The 16484-nt window shown below is 63.7% G+C and carries 10 protein-coding genes; all 10 read right to left on the bottom strand.

The annotated features are described in order from the left end of the window. Positions 1–508: 508 nt before the first annotated feature. A complete protein-coding gene (locus HNS03_RS25030; protein ID WP_367198780.1) occupies positions 509–1216 on the bottom strand; it encodes a DUF1194 domain-containing protein in 708 nt (235 codons plus the stop codon). A 157-nt stretch (positions 1217–1373) separates the two neighbouring features. Further along, positions 1374–5303: a PHP domain-containing protein gene (locus HNS03_RS25025; RefSeq protein WP_367198779.1), complete on the bottom strand. Its 3930-nt coding sequence runs from the start codon at positions 5301–5303 to the stop codon at positions 1374–1376. A gap of 156 nt (positions 5304–5459) precedes the next feature. Next, positions 5460–7133 (bottom strand): DNA polymerase Y family protein, encoded by a 1674-nt coding sequence (locus tag HNS03_RS25020; protein ID WP_367198778.1) that lies wholly within the window; start codon positions 7131–7133, stop codon positions 5460–5462. Next, positions 7024–7872 (bottom strand): ImuA family protein, encoded by an 849-nt coding sequence (locus tag HNS03_RS25015; protein WP_367198777.1) that lies wholly within the window; start codon positions 7870–7872, stop codon positions 7024–7026. The genes HNS03_RS25020 and HNS03_RS25015 overlap by 110 nt, the downstream gene beginning before the upstream one ends. A 1139-nt stretch (positions 7873–9011) precedes the next feature. Then, the gene (locus HNS03_RS25010; RefSeq protein WP_367198776.1) at positions 9012–10316 is read right to left on the bottom strand and encodes a UDP-glucose/GDP-mannose dehydrogenase family protein; all 1305 of its coding nucleotides are present in this window, start codon (positions 10314–10316) and stop codon (positions 9012–9014) included. A gap of 249 nt (positions 10317–10565) precedes the next feature. Beyond that, complete coding sequence (locus HNS03_RS25005) at positions 10566–11525, bottom strand: 2-hydroxyacid dehydrogenase (protein ID WP_367198775.1); 960 nt, start codon at positions 11523–11525, stop codon at positions 10566–10568. Positions 11526–11576: 51 nt separating this feature from the next. Further along, positions 11577–12476 carry a DMT family transporter gene (locus HNS03_RS25000; RefSeq protein ID WP_367198774.1) on the bottom strand — a complete coding sequence of 300 codons (900 nt, stop codon included), beginning with the start codon at positions 12474–12476 and terminating at the stop codon, positions 11577–11579. Between the two features lie 198 nt (positions 12477–12674). Then, entirely contained in the window at positions 12675–13877 is a 1203-nt protein-coding gene (locus HNS03_RS24995) for a glycosyltransferase family 4 protein (protein WP_367198773.1), read from the bottom strand. Between the two features lie 71 nt (positions 13878–13948). After that, on the bottom strand, positions 13949–14953 hold the full coding sequence (locus HNS03_RS24990; protein ID WP_367198772.1) for a glycosyltransferase family 2 protein: 1005 nt from the start codon (positions 14951–14953) through the stop codon (positions 13949–13951). Positions 14954–15022: 69 nt separating this feature from the next. After that, positions 15023–16150 carry a glycosyltransferase gene (locus HNS03_RS24985; RefSeq protein WP_367198771.1) on the bottom strand — a complete coding sequence of 376 codons (1128 nt, stop codon included), beginning with the start codon at positions 16148–16150 and terminating at the stop codon, positions 15023–15025. Positions 16151–16484: the final 334 nt, after the last annotated feature.

Genomic DNA, 16484 nt, shown 5'->3' with positions numbered 1-16484 from the left:
CCGTTCAAAGTTGCCATCACCGCCGTGATGCGCAAGCTCATCACCCATCTCAACGCCATCATCCGCGACGCCGAGACAGCCTGCGCACCGACCACATAGCAGACACGGTTGCTCATTCCCGCGCAAGCGGGAATCCATAGGGCGGAGCGGCATGCTTGCAGCTTGAAAGCCCGTTCGGCTGGCCATTTGTGAAAATGGCCCGTCCAGAAGACCCGAACCCAAACTCGATCGCCGAAGAATACGGCTCACTCACGATGGATTCCCGCTTGCGCGGGAATGAGCGGAGGATGGGGCTGCTCAGGAAGAACCAGCCTCAGCTTTTTAGGAGTGCGCCCACCCGACGACGACCGTCGGCCGGCCGGTCAAGCGGCGAGGAGCGCAGCGACAGGGACGAAAGATCAGCCCGCCCCGCGGAGACGTCGCGCAAAGCGCGACTGTCGTGAGCGGATAAATCTTTTCTCCGCAAATCCCGGTCGGAAAACCGGTTCCCACTTTTCCTGGGCTTTGCTTACCCAATCATCGGGCGGATTTCGCGCAGAAGCTTGATGTGGATGGCCCGGGCGAAGTCTTCGTAGTCCTTGGCGATCTCCACGAACGCGCCCGGCCCGCCGATCATCCGGTTCCGGAGATAGTGGTGCAGGTAGGAGACCTCGGTCTTGATCGCGAGCCCGTTGATGGTGATGCCGCGTGCGATCACCACGTCGCGGGCATCCCTAAGCCAGGGGCCGAGATTGTTGATGCCGTCGGTGGCGACATCGATGACCTGCCGATTGGTCTCCACCGGGGCCTGGGCAAGCAGCTTCGCGCTGTAGATGAGAGCGGCCGAGATCGACGTGGAGCCCGCTGCGGCCATACGCGGGGCCCCGGCGATGCGGCTGGCGAGATCGGCGGCTGCGACCGGCCCGTCGACGATCCGCCAGGGCACGGCGACCTGCTGGATGTCGTCGGCCGACCACTGCACCACGGTCACGGCAATCCGCCCGGTCGGCCCGCTCTCGATCGCGGCAACCACCGCCTCGTCCAGAAAAGCCTTGGCGAGGCCCTTGCGTTGCAGGTCGTATTCTCGGGCATCGACGGAATAGGAGCAGTCGAGCGCGAGCACGATCGCCAGGTCGACCCGCTCGGGCCCCTGGGCGCTCGCGGAAAGCCCGAGCCCGGCCGCAAACAGCGCAACCACGCCCAGGAGTGCGCCAAAGCGCATCCGCAATCGTCGCATGAATGTCCCCTCTGTTTTGCGGAGCCTAGAATCTTTTCCGTTCAGATGGAAACATCTGAACGATAAGAAATGGCTCCAGATTCAATTACTTGAGCAATTCCTTTTCGTTCAGACTATTTCAGTCTGAACGGGAAATGCTCTGGCGCGAGACGGGACATCAATGAAAGTTGCGGCCCTTCGGCAGGGCGCGACGGGTTTCGCGGGCATGGGCCCGCTCTTCGGCATGACGGCCGATTTCGGCGGCGTCGGGCGCGGCGCGGCGCGGCGTCGCCCACGTGGAGCGGGGCGCGGGCGACGGATCGGAACCGGCCAGCGTCGATTTGGACAGCCCGGCGGCGTTCTTGCGCCGGAGCGCATCGAGATCGCCCTCGAGCGCGGGCATCTCGCTGATCAGCTTGGCGAGCGTCGAGCCCGGCTTGATCCTGGTGCGGACATCCTCTTGAGGCCGGCGCACCTCGTCGGCGTGGGAGATCATGCCCTCCACCTCCGACAGCGCGCCATCCCGCCGGCGCGCAAGCGGACGCCCATCCTCGCTCAAGGTGGCGAGATCGCCGGTGCGATCGACCAGCCGCTCGGCGACGATATGGATCACGCTGTCCTGCACCTGTAGCCGGCCGGCCACCTCGATGAAGCGGCTGCCGAGCACGATGGCGCGGAAGCGCTCGAACGTCTTCGGCCAGACGATCACGTTGGCGACCCCGGTCTCGTCCTCCAGCGTCATGAAAATCACGCCCTTGGCCGAGCCCGGCCGCTGGCGCACCAGCACTAGGCCGGCGACCAGAACCCGTCGTCCGTTTTGGACATATCCAAGTCGATCGGCCGGCAACACCCGGTCCGCAGCGAGCCGGTCGCGCACGAAGGCGATCGGATGGGCCTTCAGCGACAAAGACAAGGTGCGATAGTCGTGGATCACCTCCTCGCCCGGCGGCATCGGCGGCAGGTGGGCATCCGGCTCCTCCCTCAGCGCAGCCGTATCGGCGGCGGCGAAGAGAGGCAGCGTCTCCACCGCCGCGCCCTCGTCGAGGCCGCGCGCGGCCCAAAGCGCATCGCGGCGCGACAGGCCGAGACTGGAAAAGGCGTCGGCCTCCGCCAATCGCTCCACCACATGGCGGGCAAGTCCGGTGCGCAGCCAGAGATCGCGCACGGAATCGTAGCCCGCGCCCCGCGCCGCTACGAGCTGCTCCATCGCCGCTTCCGAAAGCCCCTTCACCTGGCGAAACCCCAACCGAACGGCACAGCGCGAGTAGATCGCCGTGCGCATGGAGACATGGTCGCGGTGCAGCCGTTCGCACGCCGCCGGGCCGGGCTCCAGGGTGGTGTCCCAGTCGGAGAAATTGACGTCGACCGGTCGGATCTCCACGCCGTGGCGGGCGGCATCGCGCACGATCTGGGAGGGCGCATAGAAGCCCATGGGCTGGCTGTTCAAAAGCGCGGCACAGAACACGTCCGGATAATGGCACTTCAGCCAGCAGGAGGCGTAGACCAGGAGCGCGAAGCTCGCCGCATGGCTTTCGGGAAAGCCGTACTCGCCGAAGCCCTCGATCTGCTGGAAGCAGCGCTCGGCGAAGGCGCGCTCGTAGCCACGCCGCGCCATGCCTTCCACCATCTTCTCCTGAAAGGTGTGAATGGTGCCGACCTTACGGAAGGTCGCCATCGCCCGACGCAGCCGGTCGGCCTCCGACGGCGTGAAACCGGCTGCCACGATCGCGATCTTCATGGCCTGTTCCTGGAACAGCGGCACGCCAAGGGTCTTATGAAGAACTTGCCGAAGTTCGTCCGGCGGGCCGTGCTCCGGCGACGGTGCGGGGTAGTGAACCTTTTCCTTCTCCTGCCGGCGGCGGAGGTAGGGGTGCACCATGTCGCCCTGGATCGGGCCCGGCCGCACGATCGCCACCTCGATAACGAGATCGTAGAAATTGCGCGGCTTGAGCCGCGGCAGCATGGTCATCTGAGCCCGGCTTTCGATCTGGAACACGCCCAGCGTGTCGGCCCGGCAGATCATGTCGTAGACGGCTTCATCGCCCTCGGGGATGGAGGCTAGCGTCACCGGCCAGGGGTCGGTGGTTCCCGAAACCTTGGAGGGGGCGCGGTCCACAGCGGACGAGGCTGATCTCTTGGGAGGAACCTCATTCTCCGTCCATTCCCGCGAAAGCGGGAATCCATAGGGCGGTGGAGGCATAGCGCTCCGATCGCCTTCAAGCGGATGATCTCGGTGACTGGGCTCCAGAGTTTGCCGATCCTCCGAGAATGCTCGAATTTCCCTATGGACTCCCGCTTGCGCGGGAGTGAGCGGAGTGTGGAACAGGCTGCTCGGATCGACCGGAATGGCGGGTGCGGCCGGCCCGGCGCCGACCCATTCGCCCTCCCGCATCGGATGAAATCGCGGATAGGCCGAGGGCGCAGCGGCGGCGCTTGCCGCCAGCTCGGCGGCATAGTGGCGGCCCAGAAGCGCGAACGCCTTGCGAATGCACGTCAACATGCCGAGCGCCAGAATGTCGATCTTCAAGATGCCGAGCGTGTCGAGATCGTCCTTGTCCCACTCCACCATGGTGCGGTCCTCCATCGCCGCCTTGGTGATGGGGACGACCTCGTCGAGCCGGCCGCGGGTGATGACGAAACCGCCGACATGCTGGGAGAGATGGCGCGGGAAGCCCATGATCTCGCGCGACAGGCGCACTAGGTAGGCAATGCGCGGATCGTTCGGATCGAGCCCGGCGCGGCGCGCATCCTCCGCGCCGACGCCGGAGGAGGTCCAGCCCCAGATGGTGCCGGAGAGCGCCGAAACGGCATCTTCCGACAGCCCCAGTGCCTTGCCGATTTCGCGGGCGGCGGAGCGGCTTCGGTACGAAATCACGGTGGCGGCGAGGCCGGCACGGTCGCGGCCATATTTGGCGTAGACGTACTGGATCACTTCCTCGCGCCGCTCGTGTTCGAAGTCGACATCGATATCCGGCGGCTCGCGCCGCTCCGCGGAGATGAAGCGCTCGAACAAAAGATCGGTGCGCTCCGGGTCCACTTCGGTGATGCCCAGACAGAAGCAGACCGCGGAATTCGCCGCCGAGCCGCGCCCTTGCGCCAGGATCGCGCGAGAGCGGGCAAAGCGGACGATGTCGTGCACCGTCAGAAAATAGGGCGCGTAGCCGAGTTCGCCGATAAGGGCCAGTTCGTAGGCAATCGCGACGGAAACCTTTTTGGGGATACCCCCCGGATAGCGCGCCGCCGCCCCTTCATGCGTGAGCCGGACAAGTGTCTCCTGGGGCGAGGAGCCCGGATCGGTCGCCTCCTCGGGATATTCGTAGCGCAGATCGTCGAGGGAGAAGGAGAGTGCGCCGAACAGGCCCACCGTTTCCGCCACCGCGTCCGGATGGTCGCGAAACAGGCGGGCCACCTCGGCGGGCGACTTCAAATGACGCTCGGCATTGGCGAGCAGGCGCCGGCCGGCGGCGTCCACGCTGACATGGGCGGAGATGGCGGTCAGCACGTCCTGCATCATGCGCCGCTCCGGCACATGATAGAGCGGCAGCAGGGTGGCCAGAAGCGGCAGCTTCAGGCGTTCGGCAAGGTGTGCGCCCTCGGCCTGGCGGCGCCGATCGGCCCGCCCATAGGCGGCGGTGATGGCAAGCCGAACCGGATGGCCGGTTGACGCCTCCAGAAGCGCAGCCGTCTCCGCAACATCCTCCTCCGTCGCCGTGCCGGCCAGGATCGCGCAGACAAGCCCATTGGCATGGTCGGCAAGATCGGCGCGCAGGAGCCGGCAATCGCCCTTCTCGCCGCGCATGTTGCCGGCCGTCAGAAGCCGGCAGAGCCGGCCATAGGCAGCCCGATCGGAGGGCCAGACCAGGAGATCCGGCGTGGCGTCGCAAAAGACCAACCGACACCCCACGGCGAAAGCAAACCCCACCTCCTTGGCCGCAGCATGGGCGCGAACCACGCCGGCGAGCGTGTTGGTGTCGCACACCGCTAGGCCGGAGAGCCCCAGCCGCGCGGCCTGGCCCACCATCTCCTCCGGATGGGACGCCCCATGCAGGAAGGAGAAGTTGGTGGCCGCAGCAAGCTCGACGAACGGGATAGAGTCCAATCCGGCCATGGTGTCACTTCACATCGGTTGGAGCAGATCGCAGACGCCCTCATTTTCCTGGCTGTGGTTTTCTTCCCGCAAAGCGACCGCGCGCCGGCCATACTTGGCCGCGCCCGCGCAGCCGCGAGCGAAGCGAGTTGGCGCGAGCGATAAAAAACAAACCGCTCATGCAAATAGGCCGTGCAGATACCAGCGCGGCTGGGCCGTCTCGCGCTCGTAGAGGCCCTCCCGGAACAGCCAGAAGCGGCGGCCATCGGTATCCTCCACGCGAAAATAGTCCCGGGTCGGGCCGACAGTGCCGCCGTGCCACCATTCCGCGGCAATCCGCTCCGGCCCCTCCGACCGGGCGACCTGATAGCGCACCTTGCGCCAGCGAAAGCTTGCCGGCGGCCCGTCGGGCACGCTCGCCACCGCCTCCACCGGTTCGGGCCGGGAAAACAACCGCAACGGCCGCTCCGGCGGCTCTTCCGGTTGGTGCAAAGGATTCTTCTCGCTCACGCCAACTCGCTTCGCTCGCGGCTGCGCGGGCGCGGCCGAGTATGGCCGGCGCGCGGTCGCGCGCTGGTGGAGAGCACTGGTGCCATCAAATCGGGCGCCGACCCGCTGGGCCGGCATTGCAGTGGCGGCAAACTCGGGAATGTGGCTGTCGCCGGCAACCAAGCGGGTGACAGCATCGGCCCCCAGCCGCGCGCTCAAAATGTCGATCAGCCGGGCCAGGTCCGCTTCCGCTTGCAAATGGCCGTCGAGATCGCCCTGGCGCGCGCTCGTCGGCGCGGTCTCGTGCGCCGCCAAGCGGATAAGGTCGATGCCGCTGTCGATGGTACAGCGGGCGGCAAGCCCTTCGAGTTTCGGCGCGAACACGGCGGTGATGCGGCCCGGATCGCGCACCGGGCCGGTGGTTGCAGCCGCGATTTCCGACACCGAGCCATCGGCATGAAAGAGCCCCAGAACCAGCTTGCGTGCCCCCTCGCCGCGCGCTTCCAGTCGTTCCTCCAGCGCACCGGCCAGGCGGGCGAGATAGGCAGACGCCACATCCCACTGGAAGATCGGCTCGGCAAGCCGGCGCTCCACCAAGAGCAACGGCAACGGCCGGCGCGGCGTAATCGGCTCGTCCTCCTGGCCGAGCGCCTGGTCGAGCCGACGCAGGAGCTCCGGTCCGAAGCGCGCGGCCAGCGGCGCGCGCGGCTGCATGCGGAGATCGGCAATCGTCTTCAGGCCAAGGCGCTTCAGGGTCCGTGCCATCTCGGGGACGATCCGCAGCGCCTCGACGGGAAGCGGCGCAAGAGCCCCAGCGACGCCGTCTTCGGTAAGGATGTCGGTGCTGCCATAGTGTGCCATCGCCCAGGCCGCGCCGGCCGTCGGGGCAATCGCGGCCCGGGCGGACAGCCCAGCACGCACCACGCGCTCGCGCAGATCGCGCAACAAGCTGGGCTCTCCGCCGAAGAGATGGGCGCAGCCGGCGATGTCGAGCAGGAGCCCGTCGGGCGGCGTCAGCGCGACCAGGGGCGTATAGCGGTCGCACGCGGTGGCAAGCGCATCCAGAAAGGCGGCATCGGCCTCCGGATCGTGAGGCTCGACCAGAAGCTCCGGCGCCAACGCGCGCGCCTCCGCAAGGCCGAGCCCCGGCTCCAGCCCAGCCGCCTCAGCCGCCGGATCGACGGCGGCGAGGAGGCGGGCCGAACCCACCTGGGCGACGGTCACCCGCGGCAGTGCGCGGCCCTGCCCCCGTTCAGGAGGCGCGTGGAAGGGCGATGACCATCGCCGGTCCCGGGCGCGCCGATCGGTCGGAAGCCGGGGCAGCCACAGGCAGAGGATGCGCCGGTCGGAAACGGTGGTCATAGGGGCGAAACTCCACATCGACGGCGCCGGTGGGGCCGCCGCGGTTGCGGGTCAACTGAAGCGCGAAGCCGGGTCGGCCGAGACCGGCCAGGCCGTACGGATCGGGCGTGGACGGACGCGGCGCGATCCGCCATCGGGTACGCGCGGCGGATGCCGTATCCGGCCCGGCGGGGCGAAGCAGGAAGACCGGCGTGTCTTGGCGCTCTGCGCGCAGCGCCAGCCGGCGGGTCGCTGTCAGGTCCAAAAGCCGGGAGGCACCACCAATCTCCACCACCACTGCGGCGAGCTGCGAGACCGAAAGGGCCTCCTCGGCCGCCCAAAGGGCATCGGCCCCGCTCTTGGCCGTGACCAGCACCAACCGGGCGGGATCGATCCCGAAAGCGGCCAGGCCCGGACCGTAGAGCGCGCCGATCTCGCCGGCGGTGACGGCATCGCAAACCCAGATGATCGGCCCCGCCGCCCGTCCCATGCGGGCAAGCACGGCCACCGCGACCCCCGACAGCGCACCGGCATCGCGATGGCCGGCGGCGGCGAGATCGTGCACCGTTCCCTCCGGCCGAGCCTCGAGCGGAAACAGCCGCTCCACGATGTCGAGACCGAAGCGGACGGACCGCAGCTCCGCGTCCGAAGCAGACCTGGAGCGGCTCTCCTCACCCGCACGGCCCCAGACGCCACCGCCCGCACGCCCTTCAAGAGCGGCGATCCGGGCGCGCAGATCTGACAACGGGACGGAGGCCATGAGAGAGAGGCTCCACAGCAAAGCGGCACGACGATTGTTCGTGTTTTGTTCCTAAAAGATTCCGAACCCGACGACGGGAGTCAAGCGGCAGGGATGCAACTGCAAACAAAGCCCAGGAAAAGTGGGAGGGGTCTTTTCGCTCACGCGAGGGCGGCTTGTTTCCTTTTTCCCGGTCGCTCCGCTCCTCGCCTTTTGACCGGCCGGCGCACGGTCGCGCGCTGGCTTCGCAAATCCCAGCGAAAATGGATACCGGTTTCGCGTCCGGGATTTGCGCTGAATAAATAAACGTTCACGCCAACTCGCGGAACGCTCACGCCAGAAGAGCAAAATCTTCCCCGGTTTTCGCCTTACCGTCCCGCAGCGCACCATATCCCCCCGCGGCGCAGCAACGAATTTGCTAGGCGAGCCTCCCCATCCGACTGTATAGTTAAGGCTTCGGTACTCGTGCCTCAGGGAGGTGCGTCATGGCTTATGCCCGACGTTTGAACATGGTTCTGTTCGGAGCGGCGTTCGTTTTCATCGCCGCCATCGTCATGGGGGTCGTGTGATCCCGCGGGTCGTTTGATCCCAGGGACGATCTGATCCCGGCAAGCTTGTCCGTGGCGGCCAGTGCTGCCGCGGGACCGAAGACCGAAAGGTCTGCCCAAGAGTTCAAAGCCCGCTGACGCGGGATGAAAGCGGAATTCGGTTCCCCTTCCATCTCGCTGCAAATTCGCGTGAGAAGCGGGCGCTCGAAGGGACGGAAATGAGATTGCTGGCGAAAGCCGGGCCTCCGCCTATCCAAGCAGGTCGGGGCGCGCAACCAGGAAGCTCAACGGGCCGAGGGGTGACCGCGCGGAGCGCGGGTGACCCAAGACCCGGTCAAAAACGTCCCTTAAAGCGTTTCCAGGCGAAGTGGAGATCGGTTCGCCGTCAGGAAACGCGCCAAAACAATCAGCGAGAGCCTGACTGCTTTTCAGTGAAAAGCGGAACGGTTCTAAAGCGTATGCGATGCGCAAGCCGCATGTGTTCCCGCGTGTGACCTTGAGACGGCGCACGCCTTGAAAATCCCGCCCGTCATAGTCCGGGCACAACCGTGGACGGAGGCCATCGGCCTGCCGCCCACGCCCTTTTTGGGCCCCGGCTTTTCGACCGACGCGCTATCCCCGCCCGACGTCGACATAGGTGAACCCGTAGCGTTCCACCTCGGCGCGGCGATAGACGTTGCGCAAATCGACGAAGATCGGGACCCGGACGAGATCCTTGATGCGCTTCAGGTCAAGCGCGCGATAGGCGTCCCATTCGGTGACGAGCACCACCGCATCGGCCTCCTCCACGCAGGCATACGCCGTATCCGCATAATTCACCGCCGGCAGCACCTTCTTGGCCTGCTCCATGCCTTCCGGGTCATGGCCGTTCAGGGTCGCGCCCGCGGCAACCAGCGCCTCCGCGATCGCGATCGCCGGGCTTTCGCGCATATCGTCGGTGTTCGGCTTGAAGGTCAGGCCGAGCAACGCGACGGTCTTGCCGGACACCGTACCGCCACAGGCGCGGACGACCTTCTGGGCCATCCGCGTCTTGCGCATCTCGTTGACCGTCACGACGCTTTCCACGATCTGGCACGGGCTCTCGAACTCGCGGGCCGTTTCCACCAGCGCCCGCGTATCCTTCGGGAAACAGGAGCCGCCGAAGCCCGGCCCCGCATGCAAGAACTTGGACCCGATCCGATTGTCGAGACCGATGCCGCGCGCAACCTCCTGCACGTTGGCTCCGGCCCGCTCGCACAGATCGGCGATCTCGTTGATGAAGGTGATCTTGGTGGCGAGGAAGGCGTTGGCGGCGTACTTGGTCAGCTCCGCGGTGCGCCGGCCGGTGAAGATCACCGGCGCCTGGTTGACGAACAGCGGCCGATAGACCTCGCTCATCACCGTCTTGGCCCGCTCGTCCTCCACCCCGATCACGATCCGATCGGGACGCTTGAAGTCCTCGATCGCCGCCCCTTCGCGCAGGAATTCCGGGTTCGACACCACCGAGACGTCGATATCGGCAACCGCCTCGCGCACGATCCGCTCGACGGCGTCGCCGGTGCCGACCGGAACCGTCGATTTGGTTACGATCACCGTATAGCCCGACACGTGCCGCGCCACGTCTTCGGCCGCAGCGTAGACATAGGTCAAATCGGCGCGGCCGTCGCCACGACGCGACGGGGTGCCGACCGCGATGAAGACGACATCTGCCTCACCCACCGCCTCCGGCAGCGCACTGGTGAAGAACAGGCGCTCTTCCTCGCGGTTGCGCTCGACGATCTCCTCCAGGCCCGGCTCGAAGATCGGCACCTCGCCGCGATTGAGCCGCTCGACCCGTTCCGGATCGGAATCGACGCATGTCACCACGTGGCCGAAATCCGCGAAACAGGCCCCCGAAACCAGCCCGACATAGCCGGCGCCGATCATCGTAATGCGCATCGTTTACCGTCCAGAAAATGATGGTCGAAAGGACTCAACGGCAGGGGGCATCGTTGGCCCGCCTCCCAACATCGGCTGGCACCGACCTGCTGCCCGCGCTTTCATGCCCATCTGCCGATGGGCACGCAAGTGCTGCGTCGCAATAGGGGACATTTTGCAGCCCAATCTCCACCAACCGGCGGACCAAGTGCGTCTCAACCTCCGAAGTCCGCCGGCGGACGCCCAATCGGCGCCCGCGAAACGGATATCCTACGGCCGCGGCGTTTCGGGAACCGGGGTCAACACCCGGCCGCTCTCGAACCAAGCGGACAGATTGTCGACCATGAGTTGCCCCATCGCGGTACGGGTCGGCAGCGAGGCCGAGGCGACATGCGGCAGGAGCACCACGTCGTCGCGACCGAGCAGCGCCTCCGGCACCTGCGGCTCCTCCGCGAACACGTCCAGTCCCGCGCCCGCGATCGTGCCGGCCTCCAGGGCCGCCGCCAGCGCGGTCTCGTCGACCGTGGAACCGCGCCCGATATTGACCAGATACCCCCGGGACCCGAGCGCCTTCAAAACGTCCGCATCGACCAAATGCCGTGTTTCCGCGCCGCCCGGCGTCGCGATCATCAAAATGTCGCTGGCTTCGGCGAGCGCGGCCGGGCTGTCATAATAGGCATAGGGCACGTCCTGGCGGGACCGACCGTGATAGGCGATCTTCAGCCCAAATGCCGACGCACGCGCGGCCACCGCCCGTCCGATCCGGCCAAGGCCGAGAATGCCCATGGTCGCGCCCACCAGGCTGCCAGGCGTCAGCGGAAACGGGCCCTTCGCCGTCCACTGCCCGGCGCGCAGATAGCGCTCCGCCGCCCCGAGACGGCGCACGGTCATGATCGTGAGCGCCATGGCCGTATCCGCGACCTCGTCCGTGAGGACATCCGGCGTGTTGGTCACCAAGATGCCGCGCCGGGCCGCTTCGGCCGCATCGACGCCGTCATAGCCGACACCGAACACGGAGACGATCTCCAGCTTCGGCAGCCGGTTCATCAAGGCACCGTCGACCCGTCCGTCGGCGAACATGGCGATCGCCCGCACCCTGTCCGCAACCTTGGCAAGCCGCGCTTCCTTGTCTTCCGCATCTGCCAACGCCACCAGGTCGAACCGGTCGTCGAGGGCGGCGCGGGTCACCGGCAACATGGGCGTGAGCAAGAGGACGGTCGGCTGCGTCACGTCGATCTCTCCTTCGTCTGTTACAAATCGCTGGGCTTCCGACCGGTCGGGTCAATGACGCCCCTGCCGAGCGAGCCGATGCTCCCGATGCAGGATATAAAGGCCGGAGACCGCCACGATCGACGCGCCCACCAGGGTGGACAGGCCCGGAACGTCATCGAATATCAGATAGCCGAACAGGGTCATCCAGATAATCTGGGTGTAGATGAACGGGGCCAGCGTCGAGGCCGGTGCGATCTTGTAGGCCTTGATCAGCAGAAAATGGCCGAAGCCGCCGAACGCCCCTGTCGCCAGCAGGAAGGGAACCTGCCACCAGGCCGGCCACTCGAACATCGGAACGGCGACCGGCGCCAGTCCGACCGCGCCCACCAGACCGGAATAGAAGATCATGCTCTCCGCGCTTTCCGTCGCCCCAACGAGGCGCGTGAACAGCGCGTAGAAGGCATAGGTGATCATCGAGCCGAGCGACAGGATCACCCCGATGTGCAGCGTGCCGAATCCCGGCTTGGTGATGACCAGGACGCCGCAAAAGCCGATCAGGACGGCCGCCCAGCGGCGCAGGCCAACCCGCTCGCCCAGCATCGGACCGGCCAATGCGGTCACCACCAGCGGGGCGGCGAACATGATGGAAACGGCTTCGGCAAGCTGAAGATATTGCAGGGCGGCGAAGTTGAGCGCGGTGGTGGCGAACATCAACGCACCGCGCACGACCTGCAGAACGGGCCGGCGGGTGGCGATGGTCTCCGGACGGCTCCACACCCGCAAGATCAGCGCCACGAACACCGTATGGGTGAGAAAGCGGATCCAGGCCACCTCGGCAGAGGGCAGCCATTGGCCGAGAAATTTCGCGGTCGTATCGAGACAGGCAAACAGCGCAGCCGTCGCCGTCATCAGAAGAACGCCGCTCAGGATCGCGCCGATCGGAGGCTCGGGAGCCGAAGTCGATGCCATGGAAACCTTGCTGGTGGGCGGGCCGACGACCAGGCGACCCGGACGCACCAACCGTAGCGGGTGATCGTTCGGCGCGACACCCCGCCCCACGCAGGGGACGCATGCGGCTCCCGCATCGCATGTGCGCTCGCGCTTCCAGCCTAAGTCTGCGGACGCGTCCGAAGCTTTCGAGCACGACCGAGATGACGAATCAAATCGTCAAATCGTGACCCGGTCCTCCGCCGCCGGTGCGCTATCGACGTCGGGCTCATCTTGGACTGAGGGATCGCGGTCGCGACCGAGGATCTCGTCATAGAGAGCGCGATAGGCTTCCGTGCCCCGATGCAGGGAGAACACTTCTTCCGCGGCCCGTCTGCATCGGGCGGCCAGATCCGGGTCCTGTCGAAGGCGCTCCAGCTCGTCCACCGCCTTGTCCATCGCCGCGTCGGAGCCGTCCTCGACAATGACGCCCACGCGGTAACGACGGATAATGCGGGCGACATCGCCCACCCCGTCGTTCGCGATGACAGGGACGCCGCAGCCGAGAACCTCAGCCATCCGGGTCGGGCTGCGGCCGAGTTCCGAGACTTCACCACCCGCGTAAAACATGGCCGACGCGACTTGCCGCCGGACCACTTCGTGGACGCGCTCATGTGGAGAGGCGAAGATCGACAAGTTGGCAATTTCGTTCTTGGGATCGAGACGCGCGCGCACGGCGTCCGGATCATCGCGAGTCACAACCTCAAACCGTGCGTCAGGCTGATTCCGCGCCATGGCTCGAAAGAAGGCGGAGAGCCACTCAACCCGGAACCATCCACTCAGCACGGTTCCCACGCAGCCGTAAACACGGTGCTGCGAAGGCTCGTTGGACGGCGTGAACCTCTCCAGGTTCGCGCAGGTCGGGATAACCCGAATCCTTTGCCCGGCGAGTTCCTCCGGGTAACGTTCCTTCAGATAGTCGACCGCCGCCTCCGTCAGAGAAACAACCGCCGCCGCATCTCGCAGACAGAGGCGCTCCAGACGCTGCAGCATACGGTGCAGGATAGAGCCGCGCTTGAGACGACCGGCGGTGATCATCTCCTCCGGCCAAAGCGCACGCATGTCGAAAATAAAGGGTGTCCCCGTCAACCGCCGCACGAACCATGCCACGCCAGCAGGAAGATAGGACCGCGCGTGGATCAGCCCGGCGTCTTCGGAGCGGGCCATTCGAAGAACCGCGGCACTCATGGCGAGCTGGCTCCAAGCCGGCGCCAACAACCGCGGCCGTCCGTAAAAGGGGTGCGGCCGCCAGTCGATTCCGTGAGCCTCGCAGTCTCTGCGGGCACGTGCCATTGCGCCGGCGTCTGCACGATCCTCCGGCTTCTCCAGCGTAATCAATGTGATACGATGGTCCCGCGACAGCCCATGCAGGTAGCTGATCACCTGACTCTGCCCGAGCGGTTCCAGCAGCCCGTTACGGGTGAGGTAAATACAAGAATACTCAAATAAACTAATCACTTAAATCGAGCCACTAACTGCTTCAACACCAACGCTCGCCTCGCCCCTAGAAACCAAAATAGGCAGTAACGCAATTTAAGCAACAGTCTACTCCTATAGGAGTAATTATAAATCATGTTACTGAACAAAATATCCCTTGCACTCCGAAAATCTTCTTTATAAAGCCCCAAAATAAATTGAGCCCTTGCCATTTTTAAATCCAAAATACGCCCTATATTTGGAGAAATATATTCACCAATAAGCCTCTTAGTAACCGAAATTGTCATGACTCCCCGTTCCGCATTCGCCGTCGCACGCTCGAGCGTGGGAGTAGCACCACTATTGTTTGAGTGATGCCTTCTAAAGTACAAAATATCCGGCACCCATGCCGCCTCCCCGACACCCCGAAACGCTGAATAATAGCAAATCGGAAGGTCCTGATAGGATCTCATTCGCTCTTCAACAGTAAACATTCTACAACATTCCCTAACAAACTCCTCTATATTAGCTCGCTCACTATGAATAGCGACATATGGACCCGTCCGAAAATATTCTTCATCCAATTTCATCGACCTGGCGCATCCACCATATCGAGAAAATTGCTTATTAAAGCCACCTTTCATCTTGTCTGCAATATCAGAAAATTCTTCAAATGCCTCAATGCCATGTACTATTATGGAGGTACTCGTATTTTCCTCAAAATACTGCACGCATCTTGCGACACGCCTTGAATGCATAAGATCGTCACTATCAAGAAGAAAAATATATCTGCCTCGAGCTAAACGCAAACCGGTAAGCGTAGCCTCCAGTACACCTAAATTCGACTCATGAAACACCACGCGCAGACGAGAATCCAAACATGAATACTCCTCAACAACACAACGAGTAGCGTCTACTGAACAATCATCGACAACAATCACTTCTATCTCGCCGCAATCACTCTGGGCAAGAGCCGATCCTATCGCGGCGCCGATAAAGTCTTCGCGATTATAAGCAGTTATAATAATAGACGATTCTATCATAAATCTCTCATCATAAATAAAACGCAAAAAGTGATACGGTGCGCGCCGCGAATCCTTTTAATTCGCACTCTATTTTTCAAACATTTCGAGGTATTTTTGGGCCGCTCTTTCTGGGGAAAATGACGCCGCGCGTTCTATTAATAAATCCCGATTGAACGGACAAAAAACCGACGCTTCTATTCCACGAGCAAGGCTAGCATGGTCCCCTACCTCCACAAGAGTACCATATCTCCCTCCCTCAAGAATCTCAGACGGCCCAGAGAGACAATCCGTCGAGACCACCGACACCCCGGCTGCCAACGCCTCGACGAGAACGTTGCCGAAGCCCTCCCAATTGGATGACAAGATAAACACGTCCGCGTGCTGTAAAAAGGCGCTCGGATTATGCCGAAAACCTGGGAGCCAGACGTGCCGATCAACACCAAGATCGCGCGAAAGAGCTTCCAATTCCCCCCGAAGTGGGCCCTCACCGAGAATGAGGAGGCGCGCATCGATGCGCTCGCGAAGCTCCGCGAGCGACCGCAAAAGCACGTCAAAGCCCTTCTGTTGTTTTAGCGACCCAATTGCGATCAGGCGTATTTCGCTTTCTAGCCATCCTGAAAGGAGGCGGCAGTCGTCGTCAGTCAGTTCACCTGGCTCGAACCGACGGACCGGATTATGGATAACGGTGATCCGCTCCAGCGGAAGCCCCGCAACCTCTCGTAGGCTGTCCGCAACACCAGCAGAAACGGCAACGATCCCGTCACATCGCCCATAGAGCGCTCGTCCGAAGTACTTAAGGCCCCAGCGTTCCCACCCCTTAATTGAGGGCATCAGCCGAAAGTCGTTGTGTTCGCTCGCAACCAAACGCGTAGAACTACCGGCGATCCGCGTGGCTATACTGGCAATGCCTGTCAACGGCCACATAGCAGCAAGAAGAGCGTCCGGTCGTCGCTCACGCAGATACCTCGCGAATTTGAGCGGCACCTCCCGTGCCCGCGTGCAGTCAAGCGAATGGACAGCGAATTGCTCCTCCGCCTCCCCCAATAGCTCTCCCCGTGCCTGCATCAACACGAACTCCACCGAGCAACCCGCGCGGAGGAACTCTTCGCCGAGAATAAGCCCGATTCGCTCGGCGCCGCCGCCGCGCAAGTCGGGAAGAAAAATCAAAATATCGCTAGGCTCAATCGCTTTTTTCCTCACGGCAATTGGTGCCATAATGAAAATGCTCTCCCCAGTAGCTTACCTGCGTAACTGCCGCCGGCAGCAATAACCTCGCCCTTCAAACCCTAGCCGCATATCGCCAACTGCCACCATTTTACGATTAACTTCTTCACCCAAAGAAAACCAAATTTTTAAAAACCACTTTTATGCTTTCGCCGAGACACCTAGGCCGATGAACTTAGCCAGAATAAGGACACTTTACGGTATTACGGTATTACGCTCATTCAGCGAGCGGACGCACATTGAATTAGGGTCCGGACTCATAACCAGTAGCTGACGGCTGCGGCGATGCAGACTGCGGCAAGGAAGTTGGTTGCCGATCGGTCAT

It is taken from the genome of Amorphus sp. 3PC139-8 (assembly GCF_040750475.1).
GTDB lineage: Bacteria > Pseudomonadota > Alphaproteobacteria > Rhizobiales > Amorphaceae > Amorphus.
The sequence above is the reverse complement of the archived record's forward strand: the minus strand, read 5'-3'. Positions and strand labels throughout refer to the sequence as shown.

Coding starts and splice junctions, on each gene's coding strand:
- HNS03_RS25030 (WP_367198780.1), bottom strand. CDS start 1,216: ATGCGACGATTGCGGATGCGCTTTGGCGCACTCCTGGGCGTGGTTGCG.
- HNS03_RS25025 (WP_367198779.1), bottom strand. CDS start 5,303: ATGGCCGGATTGGACTCTATCCCGTTCGTCGAGCTTGCTGCGGCCACC.
- HNS03_RS25020 (WP_367198778.1), bottom strand. CDS start 7,133: ATGACCACCGTTTCCGACCGGCGCATCCTCTGCCTGTGGCTGCCCCGG.
- HNS03_RS25015 (WP_367198777.1), bottom strand. CDS start 7,872: ATGGCCTCCGTCCCGTTGTCAGATCTGCGCGCCCGGATCGCCGCTCTT.
- HNS03_RS25010 (WP_367198776.1), bottom strand. CDS start 10,316: ATGCGCATTACGATGATCGGCGCCGGCTATGTCGGGCTGGTTTCGGGG.
- HNS03_RS25000 (WP_367198774.1), bottom strand. CDS start 12,476: ATGGCATCGACTTCGGCTCCCGAGCCTCCGATCGGCGCGATCCTGAGC.
- HNS03_RS24990 (WP_367198772.1), bottom strand. CDS start 14,953: ATGATAGAATCGTCTATTATTATAACTGCTTATAATCGCGAAGACTTT.
- HNS03_RS24985 (WP_367198771.1), bottom strand. CDS start 16,150: ATGGCACCAATTGCCGTGAGGAAAAAAGCGATTGAGCCTAGCGATATT.